This window comes from Rhizobium ecuadorense (assembly GCF_001187535.1).
Lineage (GTDB): Bacteria > Pseudomonadota > Alphaproteobacteria > Rhizobiales > Rhizobiaceae > Rhizobium > Rhizobium ecuadorense.
Map to the genome: position 1 here is coordinate 171,680 of NZ_LFIO01001304.1, position 17,603 is coordinate 189,282.

12 protein-coding genes are annotated in these 17,603 nt (G+C 62.3%); 8 read left to right on the plus strand and 4 right to left on the minus strand.

What is annotated here, in order from left to right:
• Positions 1-73 precede the first annotated feature (73 nt).
• The 8 genes from AF337_RS28115 (at position 74) to AF337_RS28150 (ending at position 13,188) form a co-directional block, all read left to right on the plus strand.
• Positions 74-1,309: a TadE/TadG family type IV pilus assembly protein gene (locus AF337_RS28115; RefSeq protein ID WP_049734726.1), complete on the plus strand. Its 1,236-nt coding sequence runs from the start codon at positions 74-76 to the stop codon at positions 1,307-1,309.
• 277 nt (positions 1,310-1,586) lie between these two features.
• Positions 1,587-4,049 carry a glycogen/starch/alpha-glucan phosphorylase gene (locus tag AF337_RS28120; RefSeq protein ID WP_049734727.1) on the plus strand — a complete coding sequence of 821 codons (2,463 nt, stop codon included), beginning with the start codon at positions 1,587-1,589 and terminating at the stop codon, positions 4,047-4,049.
• Positions 4,046-6,253: a 1,4-alpha-glucan branching protein GlgB gene (gene glgB / locus AF337_RS28125; RefSeq protein WP_049734728.1), complete on the plus strand. Its 2,208-nt coding sequence runs from the start codon at positions 4,046-4,048 to the stop codon at positions 6,251-6,253. Before AF337_RS28120 ends, glgB begins: the two co-directional genes overlap by 4 nt.
• A gap of 18 nt (positions 6,254-6,271) precedes the next feature.
• On the plus strand, positions 6,272-7,534 hold the full coding sequence (gene glgC, locus AF337_RS28130; protein ID WP_049734729.1) for a glucose-1-phosphate adenylyltransferase: 1,263 nt from the start codon (positions 6,272-6,274) through the stop codon (positions 7,532-7,534).
• 3 nt (positions 7,535-7,537) lie between these two features.
• A complete protein-coding gene (gene glgA / locus AF337_RS28135) occupies positions 7,538-8,980 on the plus strand; it encodes a glycogen synthase GlgA (protein ID WP_049734730.1) in 1,443 nt (480 codons plus the stop codon).
• 6 nt (positions 8,981-8,986) lie between these two features.
• On the plus strand, positions 8,987-10,618 hold the full coding sequence (locus AF337_RS28140) for an alpha-D-glucose phosphate-specific phosphoglucomutase (RefSeq protein WP_049734731.1): 1,632 nt from the start codon (positions 8,987-8,989) through the stop codon (positions 10,616-10,618).
• Between the two features lie 12 nt (positions 10,619-10,630).
• Positions 10,631-12,604 carry a glycogen debranching protein GlgX gene (gene glgX, locus AF337_RS28145; RefSeq protein WP_049734732.1) on the plus strand — a complete coding sequence of 658 codons (1,974 nt, stop codon included), beginning with the start codon at positions 10,631-10,633 and terminating at the stop codon, positions 12,602-12,604.
• Between the two features lie 95 nt (positions 12,605-12,699).
• On the plus strand, positions 12,700-13,188 hold the full coding sequence (locus tag AF337_RS28150) for a MaoC family dehydratase (protein WP_049734733.1): 489 nt from the start codon (positions 12,700-12,702) through the stop codon (positions 13,186-13,188).
• A 15-nt stretch (positions 13,189-13,203) separates the two neighbouring features.
• Here the strand turns inward: AF337_RS28150 and AF337_RS28155 are convergent, their stop codons facing one another.
• The 4 genes from AF337_RS28155 to AF337_RS28170 are packed head-to-tail and all read right to left on the minus strand — an operon-like array spanning position 13,204 to position 17,523.
• Positions 13,204-13,602 (minus strand): VOC family protein, encoded by a 399-nt coding sequence (locus tag AF337_RS28155; protein ID WP_049734734.1) that lies wholly within the window; start codon positions 13,600-13,602, stop codon positions 13,204-13,206.
• Positions 13,603-13,650: 48 nt separating this feature from the next.
• The gene (locus tag AF337_RS28160; RefSeq protein WP_049734735.1) at positions 13,651-14,199 is read right to left on the minus strand and encodes a sarcosine oxidase subunit gamma; all 549 of its coding nucleotides are present in this window, start codon (positions 14,197-14,199) and stop codon (positions 13,651-13,653) included.
• Positions 14,192-17,185 carry a sarcosine oxidase subunit alpha gene (locus tag AF337_RS28165; protein ID WP_049734736.1) on the minus strand — a complete coding sequence of 998 codons (2,994 nt, stop codon included), beginning with the start codon at positions 17,183-17,185 and terminating at the stop codon, positions 14,192-14,194. The genes AF337_RS28160 and AF337_RS28165 overlap by 8 nt, the downstream gene beginning before the upstream one ends.
• Positions 17,182-17,523, minus strand: coding sequence for a sarcosine oxidase subunit delta (locus tag AF337_RS28170; protein ID WP_049734737.1), 342 nt, complete (start codon positions 17,521-17,523; stop codon positions 17,182-17,184). Before AF337_RS28170 ends, AF337_RS28165 begins: the two co-directional genes overlap by 4 nt.
• Positions 17,524-17,603: the final 80 nt, after the last annotated feature.

Here is a 17,603-nt window from a genome sequence, read left to right on the forward strand (position 1 = left end):
GGACGCCGTAAGGACGGCGTAAAGAAGTAGCGATGCCTAATGTAACCCACAGGGTCCATTTCGGGTGAACATGATGCGCACCTCCTTCTTGCATCCCTGCCTGCGTCGCATGTTGAGCGACCGTGGCGGCAATTTCGGTATCATGACGGCGATCATGATGCCCGTCCTCCTCGGTGTCGCCGGCATGGCGATCCAGGTGGGCGACATGTTGCTCTCCAAACAGCAACTCCAGGAAGCGGCCGACTCGGCCGCGCTCGCAACCGCGACCGCGCTGGCGAACGGCACGATCCAAACGTCGCAGGCCGAGGCCTTTGCGCAGAATTTCGTCGCCGGGCAAATGGCGAATTACCTGCAGAACGGCGTCGATATCAAGAACGGGACAGCCGTCAATGTCCAGACGAGCACATCGGGCAAGTCGACATCCTATCAGGTTACGGTTTCACCGGGTTACGACCTCACGCTCAATCCACTCATGCAGGCGGTCGGCTTCAAGACGCAGCATCTCTCGACCTCCGGCACGACGGTCGGCGGCCATTCTCAGACCCAAGGCTCGATCTCTATGTTCCTCGCGCTTGATAAATCAGGATCGATGGGAGACGCTACCGCGACCGTCAATGCGGAGGATCCAACGGAAACGTTCACCTACGACTGCAACCTCCACTACAACAGCAAGAATAATAAGTGGGTTTACGACAAATGCACGGGCAGCCGCACAAATTACTACACCAAGATAGAGGCGCTTAAGATCGCCGCCGGCAATCTCTTCAGCCAGTTGAACAGCGCCGACCCCAACGCCCAATACGTGCGCACCGGCGCCGTGTCCTATGATATCAACCAATACACCCCGAGCAATCTCGCGTGGGGGATCACCGGTGTCACCAGCTATGTCAACGCACTTCAGGCGAATGGCGGCACAAATTCAAGCGGCGCGATGAACACGGCCTACACCTCTTTGACAGCCAAGAACGCCGCGGGAAACGATGCCGAGGACGCCGCTCACAAACTTAAGACCGGGCAGATACCCAAAAAATACATCGTCTTCATGACGGACGGTGACAACAACGACGATAGCAGCGGTGGCCGTTCGTATGACACCTTGACCAAGAAGACGTGCGACGACGCGAAGTCCAAGGGCCTCGAAATCTATACGATCGCCTTCATGGCGCCCGAGGGCGGACAGGCGCTGCTGCATTATTGCGCTTCCGATGACGCTCATTATTTCCAGGCGGAAAAGATGGAAGATCTCCTTGCCGCCTTCAAGGCGATCGGAGCGAAGGCATCCGCACAAGTGACGCGCCTGACGAACTGACGATACTGCCAACTAAAAGCCGATCAAAAAAAGCCGCGCCGGAACAAACCGGCGCGGTTTTTCGTTATCGCTACCCCATCCATCCAATCGGGAAAAGCGTTTGAAATCAATTCCCTCGCGCCCCGTGACTATGAAGGTTTCGCAAATTTTTCGTTTGTCCAAATCCCTTGTTGCAAGTGCTTCCTAACGATGCATAAACTGGGGGCAGTGCAAGCGACAAATCGATTAGATCAGGCATAACACCCTGAAACCAAATTAAAATTGGCGAGATCTGACAATGAACACCGTTTCCAAGCCGGTTATCCCTTCCCCCGCCCCGCGCAGCTCGAAGCCGGAAATTCTCGCCGAAGAAATCATCGAACGCCTGACCTACCGCATCGGCAAGGACGCCAAGGTGGCAAAGCCGCATGACTGGCTGACGGCGACGATCCTGGTGGTGCGCGACCGCATCATCGACAGATGGATGGCCTCCACCCGCGAGGTTTATGCAACTGGCGCCAAGCGCGTCTATTATCTGTCTCTCGAATTCCTGATCGGCCGCCTGATGCGCGATGCCGTCTCGAATCTCGGCCTGATGGAAGAGGTGCGCGATGCGCTCGCCTCGCTCGGCGTCGACGTCAACGTCATTGCCGGCCTCGAGCCCGATGCCGCACTCGGCAATGGCGGCCTCGGGCGTCTCGCCGCCTGTTTCATGGAGAGCATGGCAACGGTTGATGTACCCGCCTACGGCTACGGCATCCGCTATGTGCACGGCCTCTTCCGCCAGCAGCTGGCCGATGGCTGGCAGGTGGAACTGCCGGAAAACTGGCTCGCCCACGGCAATCCCTGGGAGTTCGAGCGCCGCGAGAGCGCCTATGAAATCGGCTTCGGCGGCGCGGTCGAATTCATCACGACCCATGACGACCAGCCGCGCTACGTCTGGAAACCGGCCGAGCGTGTCATCGCCGCCGCCTTCGACACGCCGGCCGTCGGCTGGCGTGGCAAGCGCGTCAACACGCTGCGCCTCTGGTCGGCGCAGCCGATCGATCCGATCCTGCTGGATGCCTTCAATGCCGGCGACCACATCGGTGCGCTGCGCGAAAGCAACAAGGCCGAAAGCCTGACCCGGGTTCTCTATCCTGCCGACGCCACGCCGGCCGGCCAGGAACTGCGCCTGCGCCAGGAATTCTTCTTCTCGTCGGCCTCGCTGCAGGACATTCTGCGCCGTCATCTGCAGCAATATGACGATTTCACCTCGCTGCCGGATAAGGTGGCGATCCAGCTGAACGACACCCATCCCGCCGTCTCGGTGGCCGAACTCGTGCGTCTGCTCTGTGACGTCCACGGGATGGATTTCGACCAGGCCTGGGACATCACCCGCCGGACCTTCTCCTACACCAACCACACGCTTCTGCCGGAAGCACTGGAAAGCTGGGCGGTGCCGCTGTTCGAACGTCTGCTGCCGCGCCACATGCAGATCATCTATGCGATCAACGCCAAGATTCTGCTCGACGCGCGCAAAGGCAAAAACTTCTCCGATGGGGAAATCCGCTCGATCTCGCTGATCGATGAAAGTGGCGACCGCCGCGTGCGCATGGGCAACCTTGCTTTCGTCGGCTCGCATTCGATCAACGGCGTCTCCGCCCTGCACACCGACCTGATGAAGGTCACGGTCTTTGCTGACCTGCACAAGCTCTATCCCGATCGCATCAACAACAAGACCAACGGCATCACGCCGCGCCGCTGGCTGCAGCAGTGCAATCCCGGTCTCACCGGCCTGATCCGCGAGGCGATCGGCGACGAATTCCTCGACGATGCCGAGAAGCTGCGCCCGCTCGAGGCGCATGCTTCGGATCCGAGCTTCCAGGAGAAGTTCGCAGCGGTGAAGCGGGCCAACAAAGTGGCACTCTCCAACCTCGTCGCCAGCCGCATGGGCGTCAAGCTCGATCCGTCGGCGATATTCGACATCCAGATCAAGCGCATCCATGAATACAAGCGCCAGCTGCTAAACATTATCGAGGCCGTCGCCCTCTACGACCAGATCCGTTCGCACCCCGAACTCGACTGGGTGCCGCGCGTGAAACTCTTCGCCGGCAAGGCTGCGCCGAGTTATTACAATGCCAAGCTGATCATCAAGCTGATCAACGACGTCGCCCGCACGATCAACAACGACCCGTCGGTGCGCGGCCTGTTGAAGGTCGTCTTCGTGCCGAATTACAACGTCTCGCTTGCCGAAGTCATGGTTCCGGCCGCCGACCTCTCCGAACAGATCTCGACCGCCGGCATGGAAGCATCCGGTACCGGCAACATGAAGTTCGGCCTCAACGGTGCGCTGACCATCGGCACGCTCGACGGCGCCAATGTCGAGATGCGCGACAATGTCGGTGAAGACAACATCGTCATCTTCGGCCTCACGGCCGACGAGGTCTCAAAGGTCCGCAGCGACGGTCACAATCCCCGCGCCATCATCGAGGGATCGCGCGAACTCGCGCAGGCGCTCTCAGCCATCGGCTCGGGCGTCTTCTCGCCCGACGACCGCAATCGCTACACCTCGCTGATCGACGGCATCTATTCGCATGACTGGTTCATGGTCGCCGCCGATTTCGACGCCTACGCCCAGGCCCAGCGCGAAGTCGATCAGATCTGGACCGACCAGTCCGCCTGGTACACCAAGACGATCAACAACACGGCGCGGATGGGCTGGTTCTCGTCCGACCGTACGATCAGGCAATATGCAGACGAAATCTGGAGAGCCGGATGAAAACGCCGAAAAACGTCCCTGAAGTAAAGCTTTCCTGGGAAATTTCGGCAGATGAAATCGCGGCGATCCTTGCCGGCTCGCATTCCAATCCCTTTGCCGTCCTAGGGGTGCATCAGGCAGGCGACGCCTTCGTCGCCAGGTGTTTCATCCCGGGCGCGGAGGAAGTGACCGCCATGGCGCTCGACGGCAGCGCCGTCGGCGAACTGAAACAGCTCCATGCCGACGGCTTCTTCGCCGGCCCAGTTTCCCTCACCAAGCTCCAGCCGGTGCGCTACCGCGCTCGGCGCGGCGATGCCGAATGGGCCGTCACCGATCCTTACAGTTTCGGTCCGGTGCTCGGGCCGATGGACGATTATTTCGCCCGCCAGGGCTCGCATCTGCGCCTGTTCGACAAGATGGGCGCCCACCTCATCAAGCATGACGGCGCCCAGGGCATTCATTTCGCCGTCTGGGCCCCGAATGCGCAGCGCGTTTCCGTCGTCGGCGATTTCAACAATTGGGACGGCCGCCGCCACGTCATGCGCTTCCGCTCCGATAGCGGCATCTGGGAGATCTTTGCCCCTGACGTCCCGATCGGCGTTGCCTACAAATTCGAGATCCGCGGCCAGGACGGCGTGCTGCTGCCGCTGAAGGCCGATCCCTTCGCCCGCCGCAGCGAGCTCCGGCCGAAGACCGCCTCGATCACCGCCGCCGATCTGGAGCAGGAGTGGGAAGACGAAGCCCATCTGAAGCACTGGCGCGAGACCGACAAGCGTCGCCAGCCGATCTCGATCTACGAGGTGCATGCCGCCTCCTGGCGGCGCCGGGATGATGGCACGATGCTGTCCTGGGACGAGCTGGCCTCCAGCCTCATCCCCTATTGCGCCGACATGGGCTTCACCCATATCGAATTCCTGCCGATTACCGAGCATCCCTATGACCCCTCCTGGGGTTACCAGACGACGGGCCTCTACGCACCGACCGCCCGGTTCGGTGAGCCGGAAGGTTTCGCTCGTTTCGTCAACGGCTGCCACAAGGTCGGCATCGGCGTCATCCTCGACTGGGTGCCGGCGCATTTCCCGACCGACGAGCACGGCCTCGGCTGGTTCGACGGCACGGCGCTCTACGAGCACGAAGACCCGCGCAAGGGCTTCCACCCGGACTGGAGCACGGCGATCTACAATTTCGGCCGCACCGAGGTCGTTTCCTATCTCGTCAACAATGCGCTCTACTGGGCCGAGAAATTCCATCTCGACGGTCTGCGCGTCGATGCCGTCGCCTCGATGCTCTACCTCGATTATTCCCGCAAACACGGCGAATGGATCCCGAACGAATATGGCGGCAACGAGAACCTCGAAGCGGTCCGCTTCCTGCAGGATCTCAACACCCGCATCTACGGCAATCATTCCAACGTCATGACCATCGCCGAGGAATCGACCTCCTGGCCGAAGGTCTCGCAGCCCGTGCATGAAGGCGGCCTCGGCTTCGGCTTCAAGTGGAACATGGGCTTCATGCACGACACGCTGAGCTATATGAGCCGCGATCCGATACACCGCAGGCACCATCACAACGAACTTACCTTCGGCCTGCTCTACGCCTATTCGGAAAATTTCGTCCTGCCGCTCTCGCATGACGAGGTTGTCCATGGCAAAGGCTCGCTGATCGCCAAGATGCCGGGCGACGACTGGCAGAAATTCGCCAATCTGCGCGCCTACTACGCCTATATGTGGGGCTATCCCGGCAAGAAGCTGCTGTTCATGGGCCAGGAATTCGCCCAGTGGAGCGAATGGAGCGAGGCGAAATCGCTCGACTGGAACCTGCTTCAATACCGCATGCACGAGGGCATGCGGCGCCTGGTGCGCGATCTCAACTTCACCTATCGCAGCAAGCCGGCGCTGCATGAGCGTGACTGCGAGGGCGAAGGTTTCGAATGGCTGGTCGCCGATGACCACCAGAATTCGGTCTTTGCCTGGCTGCGCAAGGCGCCGGGCCAGAAGCCGGTCGCCGTCATCACCAATTTCACCCCCGTCTACCGCGAGAACTACACGATCCGCCTGCCGTCCGCAGGCCGCTGGCGGGAAATCCTGAACACCGATGCCGACATCTATGGCGGCAGCGGCAAGGGCAATGGCGGGCGCGTGCAGGCCGTCGATGCCGGCGGCGACATCACCTGCTCGATCACCTTGCCGCCCTTGGCGACAATCATGCTTGAACCTGAAAATTAGTACTGGTGGGAGGAGAAAATGGTAGAAAAGCGTGTTCAGCCACTTGCCCGCGATGCAATGGCTTATGTTCTGGCCGGCGGCAGGGGGAGCCGTCTCAAGGAACTCACCGACCGGCGCGCCAAGCCCGCCGTCTATTTCGGCGGCAAGGCCCGCATCATCGATTTCGCCCTGTCGAACGCCCTGAATTCAGGCATCCGCCGCATCGGCGTCGCGACGCAATACAAGGCGCATTCGCTGATCCGCCACATGCAGCGCGGTTGGAACTTCTTCCGCCCTGAGCGTAACGAGAGCTTTGACATCCTGCCGGCCAGCCAGCGCGTTTCGGAAACGCAGTGGTATGAGGGCACCGCCGACGCCGTCTACCAGAACATCGACATCATCGAGGATTACGGTGTCGAGTACATGGTTATTCTCGCCGGCGACCACGTCTACAAGATGGACTATGAATGGATGCTGCAGCAGCACGTCGATTCCGGCGCCGACGTCACCATCGGCTGCCTGGAAGTGCCGCGCATGGAGGCGGTGGGCTTCGGCGTCATGCATGTCAACGATAAGGACGAGATCATCGCCTTCGTCGAGAAGCCGGCCGATCCGCCGCCCATTCCCGACAAGCCGGATTTCGCCCTCGCCTCGATGGGCATCTACGTCTTCCACACCAAGTTCCTGCTCGATGCGCTGCGCCGCGACGCCGCCGACCCGAACTCGAGCCGCGACTTCGGCAAGGACATCATCCCCTATATCGTCGAGCACGGTAAGGCGGTCGCCCACCGCTTCGCCAAGTCCTGCGTCCGCTCCGATTTCGAGCACGAGCCCTACTGGCGCGACGTCGGCACGATCGACGCCTATTGGCAGGCCAATATCGACCTGACGGCGATCGTTCCCGAGCTCGACATCTACGACAAGTCCTGGCCGATCTGGACCTATGCCGAGATCACCCCGCCGGCGAAATTCGTCCATGACGATGAGGACCGCCGCGGCTCGGCCACCTCCTCCGTGGTCTCGGGCGACTGCATCATCTCCGGCGCCAGCCTCAACAACAGCCTGCTCTTCACCGGCGTCAGGGCCAACTCCTTCTCCAAACTGGAAGGGGCGGTCATCCTGCCGAACGTCAAGATCGGGCGGCGGGCGCAGCTCAAAAATGTGGTGATCGACCATGGTGTCGTCATTCCGGAAGGCTTGGTCGTCGGCGAGGACGCCGAGCTCGACGCCAAGCGCTTCCGGCGGACGGAAAGCGGCATCTGCCTGATCACCCAACCGATGATCGACAAGCTGGATATCTGACTTATGAAAGTTCTTTCGGTTTCATCCGAAGTCTTCCCTTTGATCAAGACGGGGGGCCTGGCCGATGTGTCAGGCGCCCTGCCAATCGCTCTCAAAGCCTTCGGGGTCGAGACCAAGACCCTTCTGCCCGGCTATCCCGCCGTGATGAAAGTCATTCGCGACCCGGTCGTCAGGCTCGAATTCCCCGATCTGCTCGGCGAGCCGGCGACCGTGCTGGAGGTCCAGCACGAGGGCCTCGATCTGCTCATTCTCGATGCGCCAGCCTATTACGACAGGCCGGGCGGCCCCTATGTCGATCCGCTCGGCAAGGACTATCCGGATAACTGGCGGCGTTTCGCCGCTCTGTCGCTCGCGGCCTCCGAGATCGCCGCCGGCCTTCTGCCCGGCTGGCGGCCGGATCTCGTCCACACGCATGATTGGCAGGCGGCGCTGACCTCGGTCTATATGCGCTACTATCCGACGCCGGAACTGCCGAGCGTGCTGACCATCCACAACATCGCCTTCCAGGGCCAGTTCGGCCCCGAGATCTTTCCCGGCCTGCGCCTGCCCGCCCATGCCTTTGCCACTGACAGCATCGAATATTATGGCACGGTCGGCTACCTCAAGGGCGGCCTGCAGACCGCCCACGCGATCACCACGGTCAGCCCGACCTATGCCGACGAGATTCTGACGCCGGAATTCGGCATGGGGCTCGACGGTGTCATCGCCAGCCGCATCGATGATCTTCACGGCATCGTCAACGGCATCGACACCGATATCTGGAATCCGGCGACCGATCCTGTCGTCCACACCCATTATGGCCCGACGACGCTGAAGAACCGCGAGGAGAACCGCCGCTCGATCGCCGAATTCTTCCATCTCGACAATGACGACGCCCCGATCTTCTGCGTCATCAGTCGGCTCACCTGGCAGAAGGGCATGGATATCGTCGCCAATGTCGCCGACGAAATCGTCGCCATGGGCGGCAAGCTCGTCGTGCTCGGCTCCGGCGAAGCCGCACTCGAAGGCGCACTGCTTGCCTCCGCCAGCCGCCATCCCGGCCGCATCGGCGTCTCGATCGGCTATAACGAGCCGATGTCGCACCTGATGCAGGCCGGCTGCGACGCGATCATCATCCCCTCGCGTTTCGAACCCTGCGGCCTGACCCAGCTTTACGGCCTGCGTTACGGCTGCGTGCCGATCGTCGCCCGCACCGGCGGGCTGAACGATACGGTGATCGACGCCAATCACGCCGCGCTTGCGGCGAAAGTGGCAACCGGCATACAATTCTCACCCGTGACGGAAACCGGCATGCTACAGGCAATCCGCCGTGCGATGCATTTTTACGCGGACCGAAAACTCTGGACCCAATTGCAAAAGCAAGGCATGAAATCGGATGTCTCCTGGGAGAAGAGCGCCGAACGCTACGCTGCCCTCTATTCAAGCCTCGTCTCGAAAGGCATGTGAACTAAAATGAACAAGTCCGTACCCACCACGCCCTATCTGGACCAGAAACCCGGCACGTCGGGACTGCGCAAGAAGGTTCCGGTCTTCCAGCAGCCGAACTACGCGGAGAACTTCATCCAGTCGATCTTCGATTCGCTGGAAGGCTTTCAGGGCAAGTGCCTCGTCATCGGCGGCGACGGACGCTACTACAATCGCGAAGTCATCCAGAAGGCGATCAAGATGGCCGCCGCCAATGGCTTCGGCAAGGTCATGGTCGGCAAGGGCGGCATCCTGTCGACGCCGGCCGCTTCCCACATCATCCGCAAATACAAGGCTTTCGGCGGCATCATCCTCTCCGCCAGCCACAATCCCGGCGGCCCGACCGAAGACTTCGGCATCAAATACAACATCAACAATGGCGGCCCGGCGCCGGAGAAGATCACCGACGCGATGTATGCGCGCTCGAAGACGATCGACAGCTACAAGATCGCCGATTTCGCCGACGTCAATCTCGACCGCATCGGCAAGGACGAGCTTCCCGGCGGCATGATCCTCTCGGTCATCGACCCGGTCGAGGACTATGCCGCGCTGATGGAAGAGCTGTTCGATTTCGGCGCCATCCGCAATCTGATCAGCCTCGGCTTCCGCATTGCCTTCGACGGGATGAGCGCCGTCACCGGCCCCTATGCCAAGGAAATCTTCGAAAATCGTCTCGGCGCTCCCCTGGGCTCGGTGCGCAATTTCATGCCGCTGCCGGATTTCGGCGGCCATCATCCGGACCCGAACCCGGTTCACTGCAAGGAACTCTTCGATGAGATGATGGGCGACGACGCGCCCGATTTCGGCGCGGCTTCCGACGGCGACGGCGACCGCAATCTGATCATCGGCCGCGGCATCTTCGTCACCCCTTCCGACAGCCTGGCGATCCTGGCCGCCAACGCCAATCTCGCCCCCGGCTATTCCGGCGGCCTGGCCGGCATCGCCCGCTCGATGCCGACATCGGGTGCGGCCGACCGCGTCGCCGAAAAGCGCGGCATCGGCATGTACGAAACGCCGACCGGCTGGAAGTTCTTCGGCAATCTGCTCGACGCCGGCATGGCGACGATCTGCGGTGAGGAAAGCTCCGGCACCGGCTCCAGTCACGTCCGCGAAAAGGACGGCCTCTGGGCGGTGCTGCTGTGGCTGAACATCCTTGCCGTGCGCGGCGAGAGCGTCGCCGATATCGTCACCCAGCACTGGCAGACCTACGGCCGCAATTATTATTCGCGCCATGACTATGAAGGCCTCGACACCGATGCGGCGAACGGCCTGGTCGACAACCTCCGCAGCCAGCTTTCCACCCTGCCTGGCAAGAACTTCGGCGGCCTGAAGGTCGAAAAGGCCGACGACTTCGCCTATCACGATCCCATCGACAAATCGGTGAGCGAGCATCAGGGTGTCCGCGTGCTCTTTGCAGGCGGCTCCCGCGTCGTCTTCCGCCTGTCCGGCACCGGCACGTCTGGCGCAACCTTGCGTGTCTATATCGAGCGCTACGAGCCGGATTCGACTCGCCACAATATCGAAACGCAGGAAGCGCTCGCCGATCTGATCGCCGCCGCCGAAAGCATTGCCAGCATTCGTGAACGCACGGGACGCGATACGCCAACCGTGATCACCTGATCCGGGGGGAATATGCGGGGAGAAAGTTCGGCGCAAAGCGGCGCGATCGTCTTCGAGACCGGCGTCGAATTTGCCGTGTGGTCGCATCATGCCGCACAGATCGAACTCTGCCTCTTCGAGGATGACGGCAACAGGGAATTCGCGCGCCTGCCGATGGCGCGCGACGGCAATCACGTCCATCGTCTATTCGTCGACGGGCTGAAGGCGGGCGCGCGCTACGGATACCGCGCCGACGGCATCTACGCCCCCGACAGCGGCCTCTGGTTTGATCCCTCCAAACTGCTGATCGACCCCTATGCCAAGGAGATCGACAGGCCGTTCCGCTACGATCCCCGCCTCGGCATCTATGGCGAAGACAGCCAGGATCTGATGCCGAAGGCAATCGTCACCACCGATACACGCGCCGCAATCGCCAAGCCGCTCTTCAAACCGGGCGGCTTCATTTACGAGGTGGCTGTCCGGCCCTTCACCATCCTCCATCCCGACGTGCCGGAGGCTCAGCGCGGCACGGTCGCAGCTCTTGCCCATCCCTCGGTCATCGCGCATCTGAAGCGGATCGGTGTCGACGCCGTCGAACTGATGCCGATCACCGCCTGGATCGACGAGCGCCACCTGCCACCGCTTGGCCTTACCAACGGCTGGGGCTATAATCCGGTCGCCTTCATGGCGCTCGATCCGCGGCTGGCGCCGGGCGGCATGGGGGAGTTGCGCGAAACGGTCACGGCCTTGCATGCCGAAGGCATCGCGGTCATCCTCGACCTCGTCTTCAACCATACAGGCGAGAGCGACCGTTACGGCACGACGCTGTCGCTGCGCGGCCTCGACAACCTGCCTTATTATCGCCACGCCCAGAACAGCCCCAGCGAACTCGTCAACGACACCGGCACCGGCAACACGCTCGCCTGCGATCATCCCGAGGTTCGCCGTCTCGTCATCGACAGCCTGCGCCATTTCGTGCTCAATTCAGGTGTCGACGGTTTTCGCTTCGATCTCGCCCCGGTGCTCGGCCGCACCGCGACAGGCTTCGAGCGCGACGGCGGAACGCTTGCAGCAATCCTTTCCGACAATGTGCTTGCCGACCGGATCATGATTGCCGAGCCCTGGGATATCGGCCCGGGCGGTTATCAGCTCGGCAATTTTCCGCCGCCCTTCCTGGAATGGAACGACCGGGTTCGTGACGATCTGCGCTGCTACTGGCGCGGCGACGATTGGAAGACCGGGGCGCTCGCGACCGCGCTCGCCGGTTCATCCGACATCTTCTCCCGCAACGACGGCAAGGGAACGCGCAGCGTCAATTTCCTCGCCGCCCATGACGGCTTCACGTTGACCGATCTCGTTTCCTACGCCGGCAAGCACAATGACGCCAATGGCGAGCACAATCGTGACGGCCATAACGAGAACCACTCCTGGAACAACGGCGTCGAAGGGGAAACTCTCTATCCCTCGATCCGCAAGCGTCGCCGCGACGATGTGATGGCGCTGATATCGACGCTCTTTGCCACCCGCGGCAGCATCATGCTGACGGCGGGCGATGAGGGCGGCCGCAGCCAGCATGGCAACAACAATGCCTATTGCCAGGACAACGAGATCACCTGGCTGGATTGGAAGGCGCTGGACGAGGATCTCGTCGCCCATACCGCCTTCGTCGCCGGGCTGCGCCGCCGCTTCACGGTCTTCTCCGAAACAAGCTTCCTGTCGGGAAACGGCGATGTCGAATGGATTTCGCTTTCGGGTGAACCGATGACCGTCGCCGAATGGGAGACGCCGTCGCTTTCCACCCTCGGCATGCTGCTTTCAACCGGCGACCGCTCCGCGCGCGGCAGGCAGACCCGGCTTGCCGTGCTCTTCAACCGGTCGGACCGCCGCCAGATCTTCACGCTTCCCTCGGAAGGCGAGGCGGCCTGGCGGCAGCTGACGCCGGAGGGAACGAAAAAAGCCGGTGCCAGCGTTACCGTCGAGCCACGCTCCGTCGCCTTTTTCGTCTAAAACTGACCCCCTCGGTCCACCTGGGCAAATCCTTGTCGCAATCGTCATAAATGCACGATAAGGCTTGAGCCGGCGGCCTATCTCACGAGGAATTCATGGTCACGGAAATTTCACTCTCCGACGTGCGGGGACTGATCGGCATGGAAACGGGCCTTTCGGACTGGATCACCGTCGACCAGACAATGATCGACGCCTTTGCAGGGGCAACCGACGACCATCAGTTCATTCATGTCGATCCCAAGCGCGCGGCGGCAGAAAGCCCCTTCGGCGGCACCATCGCCCATGGCTTCCTGACGTTGTCGCTGCTGTCGACGATGAATTACAATTGCTTGCCGAAAGTGCGCGAGCAGACCATGGGCATCAATTACGGCTTCGATCGCGTCCGCTTCATGACGCCGGTGAAGAGCGGCGCCCGCGTCCGCGGCCGCTTCCTGCTCGCCGACGCCCGCTTCCGCGGCGGCGGCATGCTGATGACCACCTATGACGCCTCGATCGAGATCGAAAACGAGAAGAAGCCGGCGCTGACGGCAAGATGGATCACCATCATCCAGTTCGACCCAAAGGACCGTCCCGAGGACGTTTGAGCAAAATGCCGTCTGCTACTCGGCCGACTTGCAGACGGCTTCAAGTGCGTGCCCGTCCGGATCCATCACGAACGCCGCATAATAGTGTTCGCCGTAGTGGGCGCGCAAGCCTGGACCACCATTGTCATCGCCGCCATGCGCGATTGCCGCGGCATGGAAGTGATCGACCGCCTCGCGGCTCGCAGCGGCAAAGGCCAGATGAAAACCCGGGCCGGCCGGGCGCTGGCCATCCGGCCGATGTTTGATCGCCAGTTTGTCTCCGCCGCCGGGAAGGCCGTAGCCGACCGCCTGTCCCGTCTGCCCCGGCCTGATGTCGTCCCAGACCCTGACATAACCGAGAGCACCAAGGGCGGCATCGTAAAATGCTACGGACCGCTCGATATCGGAAACGCCGAGGGAGGCATGGTGCAGCATTCGTCTCTCTCTCAAATAGTCGCCTATGAAGGCAGGATTAGCCCGGCTTCAATGGCCGGCATCATGAGCCGCCTCGTTCAGCAGCCCGAAGACGAAGTCCGAAAACGACCGCCAGCACTCCACCCGGAACGTGTCTTTATCCGTGCGCAGAAGCACGATCTCCGCCTTGCCGAGGATCGTCCGCGACGCTGCTCCGACCGGGAAGGAAGACAACGACAGATCCTGCGGGCAGCCGGCGGCAAGCGTTTTTTCCGCACCCGGTCCCGAGACGATGATCGCGAGATTGCGGTGCGAAACGTCGGTCGCCGAATGCACGGCACTGACCCCGGAAAGCACCGTCATCAGATCGGCCCCGTCCTCGTCGATGACAAGCCATTCGTCTGGCCCGATCCAGAGCACCGATCGGGCGCCGGCCCGCCCCGATGTTTTCGGGACGGTCGGGACGGACAGGCCGAGCGCTTTGGAAAGCGCGGCAAGCGAACCCGCCGGCGCGCGCAGCGCCACCCGGCTTGCGGTGGGTGCGATGGTCAACCGAACCGTGGCGGAGCCGCCGAGACGGCCGGCAAGCACAGGCTTGCGAATTGCGACATCAGCCATGGATGCGGCCTCCTTCCTTGTCAAAGAACACCAGATCCGTCACCTCGACGGCGATCGTCCGATCCGGCATCGGCACGTAGAGCGTCTCGCCCATCCGCGCCCGGCCGCCGGCGACGAGCGCGAAGGCAATCGACCGGCCGCAGTTTTCCGACCAGTAGGACGAGGTGACGTGGCCGAGCATGGTCATCGGCTTCGGCTCGTTCGGGTTCGCGACGACCTGCGCGCCTTCCTCGAGCACCAGCTTCGGATCCTTGGTGACAAGGCCGACGAGCTGCTTGCGCCCTTCCTTGATGAGATCAGGACGCTGCAGGCCACGAATGCCGACAAAGTCCTTCTTCTTCTTCGAAACGGCCCAGGCAACGCCCGCGTCATCCGGGGTAACCGTCCCGTCAGTATCCTGGCCGACGATGATGTAGCCCTTCTCGGCGCGCAGAACGTGCATCGTCTCCGTGCCGTAGACGCAGGCGCCGAGCGGCTCGGCATTGGCCCAGACGGCTTCGAGCACCGACTGGCCATAATCGGCCGGCACGTTGATTTCGAAACCGATTTCGCCGGTGAAGGAGACCCGGAAGAGCCGCGCCGGCACGCCGCAGACCGTGCACTCGGCAACGCTCATATGCGGGAAGGCCTCGTTCGAAAGATCGACCCCTTCGACCAGCGGCTCGACGATCTCGCGCGCCTTCGGTCCCTGCACGGCAATGACCGCCCATTGCTCGGTCACCGAGGTCAGCCATACCTTCAGGTCCGGGAATTCCGTCTGCAGGTAATCTTCCATGTGGTGAAGAACGCGCGGCGCTCCGCCGGTTGTCGTCGTCACATGGAAACGATCCTCGGCCAGTCGCCCGACGACGCCGTCGTCATAAACGAAGCCGTCTTCGCGGGTCATGATGCCGTAGCGGGCCTTGCCCGGCTTCAGCGTGTCCCAGGCATTGGTGTAGATGAGGTTGAGGAACCTCGCCGCATCCGGCCCCACCACCTCGATCTTGCCAAGCGTCGAAGCGTCGAAAATACCGGCCGACTCTCGGGCTGTGCGGCATTCGCGGGCGACCGCCTGGTGCATGTTCTCACCCGCCTGCGGATAGAACCAGGCACGCTTCCAGTTACCGACATCCTCGAAGACGGCGCCATGCGCTTCTTCCCAGTTGTGCAGCGGCGTCTTGCGCGTCGGATCGAACAGCTCTCCGCGCGAATGGCCGACCAGCGTACCGTAGGTAACAGGCGTATAGGGCGCGCGGAAAGTGGTGAGCCCGACCTGCGGGATCTCCTTGCCGAGCATTTCGGCGGCGATCGCCAGGCCGTGCATGTTGGAAAGCTTGCCCTGGTCCGAGGCCATGCCGTTGGTCGTGAAGCGCTTGATATGCTCGATCGAATGCATGCCCTCGCGCACGGCGAGGCGGATATCCTTGGCGCAGACGTCGTGCTGGAAATCGATGAAGGCCTTGGCGTTGGTCTTCGGGCCGGCGCCTTCGGCAGCGCCGATCATGCCGCCCGTCCAGTCATAGGCCTGCTCGGCCGAAATAGCGATCTTCTCGCCGCTGCTTTTGCCGGTGGCCTGCGCCATCAGCTCGCCGGCGGCAAGCGATTCCTCGATCGTCCGCTGCAGATCGTCCGTGCCGTTGCAGGCGCCGACCGAAAGGCAGTCCTGCGCGTAAGTGCCGGGCAGGAAACGCTGGCTTTCGGCATCGAAGGCCACTTTGCCCCGCGACTGCGAGAACAGATGCACCGACGGCGTCCAGCCGGCCGAAACCAGCAGCGCATCGACTGCGATCTTGCGCGGCGAACCGCCGCCGTTGCGCGCCACCGTCATCGACGAGATGCGCAGCCGCCCCGCCGTGTTGATCACCGACTGCCCGGTCAGGACGTCGATGCCGAGCGCACGCGCCTCCTCCAGCACCGCCGCTCCCGGCCCCTGCCTGCAATCGACGATGGCAGCGATCGAAACACCTGATCGTTTCAGATCGAAAGCCGCCTCATAGGCCGAGTCATGCGCCGTATAGATGCCTACCTTGGTTCCGACGGCGACGCCGTAGTGATTGAGATACATCCGCGCCGCCGAAGCCAGCATGATGCCCGGCCGGTCGTTGTTCGGAAATACCATGTGCCGCTCGATCGCGCCGTTGGCGAGGATCACTCGCTTGGCCCGCACCTGCCACAGCCGTTCGCGCGGCAAATCTTGAGAGGGCTTGGCGATATGATCGGTCACGCGCTCGGCGAGACCGACGAAATTGTGGTTGTAGTAGCCGAAGGCGGTGGTGCGGACCAGCACTTCGACGTTGTCCATCGCCTTCAGCCGCGCCACGGCCTTCTGCGCCCAGGCATAACCTTCCTGGCCGTCGATCGTCACGCCGGAATCGTAGCGCAAGGCGCCTCCGACTTCCGCCTGCTCGTCGCAGAGGATCACCTTGGCACCGGTCCCGGCCGCGGCCAGGGCCGCCGAAAGTCCGGCAACGCCGGCGCCGACCACCAGCACGTCGCAATGGGCATAACGGCTGGCATAATGATCCGGATCTTCCTCCGTCGGCGCGACGCCAAGGCCGGCGGCACGACGGATGAGCGGTTCGTAGACGCTTTTCCAGGCGGCGCGCGGCCACATGAAGGTCTTGTAGTAGAAGCCGGCGGCGAAGAACGGCGACATCAGATTGTTGACCGCGCCGACGTCGAAGGCGAGCGAGGGCCAGCGATTCTGCGAGTTGACGATCATGCCGTCGAAGACTTCCTGCACCGTAGCGCGCACGTTCGGCTGCTTGCGCGCCTTATCGCGGGCGACGTCGATCAGCGCGTTCGGCTCCTCGGCGCCGGCCGAAAGAATACCGCGAGCCCGGTGATATTTGAACGAACGTCCCAGAAGATGCACGCCGTGGGCGATCAGCGCCGAGGCGACCGTATCGCCTTCCAGCGCGGTATAGGTCTCGCCGTCGAAGCTGAAGCGTGCGGTTTTGGCCGGCGTCAGGCGCCCCTTGCCGACGATACGGTTCACGCCGCTCATTGCGCCTCTCCTTCCACGGCTTCATATGTCTCGACAGGCGCATGCTTCTCGGCCGCCGCACCGATCTCAGGCTTCGGCTCACCCGCCTTGTAGGTCACGATGAACTTGTCGCTCACCGTATCGCGCGCCGCGTTGAAGAAGCGCCCGCAGCCGTGAATGTGCCGCCAGCGTTCGAAGATCAGGCCTTTCGGATTGTCGCGCAGAAAGAAATAGGCCTCGAATTCCTCGTCCGAGACGGAGGCGATATCGGCGGGCCGCACGATATGCGCGTCACCCGCGCCGCGGAATTCAAGCTCCGAGCGCTCTTCCTGACAGTAAGGGCAATGGATCAGCAGCATGTAGGATTTCCTTCTCCTCCCCTTCTCCCCAGCGGGGAGAAGGTGCCTGCAAGGCGGATGAGGGGGTGAGCGACGAAAGG

Bases quoted from the DNA above. Each gene is read 5' to 3' on its own strand.
- AF337_RS28115 (WP_049734726.1), top strand. From the start codon at position 74: ATGCGCACCTCCTTCTTGCATCCCTGCCTGCGTCGCATGTTGAGCGAC.
- AF337_RS28120 (WP_049734727.1), top strand. From the start codon at position 1,587: ATGAACACCGTTTCCAAGCCGGTTATCCCTTCCCCCGCCCCGCGCAGC.
- glgB (WP_049734728.1), top strand. From the start codon at position 4,046: ATGAAAACGCCGAAAAACGTCCCTGAAGTAAAGCTTTCCTGGGAAATT.
- glgC (WP_049734729.1), top strand. From the start codon at position 6,272: ATGGTAGAAAAGCGTGTTCAGCCACTTGCCCGCGATGCAATGGCTTAT.
- glgA (WP_049734730.1), top strand. From the start codon at position 7,538: ATGAAAGTTCTTTCGGTTTCATCCGAAGTCTTCCCTTTGATCAAGACG.
- AF337_RS28140 (WP_049734731.1), top strand. From the start codon at position 8,987: ATGAACAAGTCCGTACCCACCACGCCCTATCTGGACCAGAAACCCGGC.
- glgX (WP_049734732.1), top strand. From the start codon at position 10,631: ATGCGGGGAGAAAGTTCGGCGCAAAGCGGCGCGATCGTCTTCGAGACC.
- AF337_RS28150 (WP_049734733.1), top strand. From the start codon at position 12,700: ATGGTCACGGAAATTTCACTCTCCGACGTGCGGGGACTGATCGGCATG.
- AF337_RS28155 (WP_049734734.1), bottom strand. From the start codon at position 13,602: ATGCTGCACCATGCCTCCCTCGGCGTTTCCGATATCGAGCGGTCCGTA.
- AF337_RS28160 (WP_049734735.1), bottom strand. From the start codon at position 14,199: ATGGCTGATGTCGCAATTCGCAAGCCTGTGCTTGCCGGCCGTCTCGGC.
- AF337_RS28165 (WP_049734736.1), bottom strand. From the start codon at position 17,185: ATGAGCGGCGTGAACCGTATCGTCGGCAAGGGGCGCCTGACGCCGGCC.
- AF337_RS28170 (WP_049734737.1), bottom strand. From the start codon at position 17,523: ATGCTGCTGATCCATTGCCCTTACTGTCAGGAAGAGCGCTCGGAGCTT.